The sequence below is a fragment of the Bacillus sp. AF23 genome (genome assembly GCF_020861455.1).
GTDB classification, from domain to species: Bacteria; Bacillota; Bacilli; order Bacillales; family Bacillaceae; genus Bacillus; species Bacillus halotolerans.
On sequence record NZ_JAJHVY010000058.1, the window covers coordinates 1 to 321 of the forward strand.

Annotated in this window: 2 tRNA genes; both read left to right on the forward strand. The window is 50.2% G+C overall.

From position 1 onward, the window contains the following. Positions 1–135: 135 nt before the first annotated feature. Positions 136–212 (forward strand) — tRNA-Asp (locus LNN34_RS21835). A 35-nt stretch (positions 213–247) separates the two neighbouring features. Then, positions 248–320 (forward strand) — tRNA-Phe (locus tag LNN34_RS21840). Position 321 lies beyond the last annotated feature (1 nt).

The window sequence follows — 321 nt, forward strand, 5'->3', positions numbered from 1 at the left end:
TAAGACACCGCCCTTTCACGGCGGTAACACGGGTTCGAATCCCGTACGGGTCATTGATTTACTTTAGCGTTATTGCTAAATTCCTTATTTGTCTGCGAGAGCTGACACGACAGCTCTCCAGACAAATTACTGTAAGGTCCGGTAGTTCAGTTGGTTAGAATGCCTGCCTGTCACGCAGGAGGTCGCGGGTTCGAGTCCCGTCCGGACCGCCATTTTACTTTACTTAGTAGAGAAAAATAAATGATTTGGCTCGGTAGCTCAGTTGGTAGAGCAACGGACTGAAAATCCGTGTGTCGGCGGTTCGATTCCGTCCCGAGCCAC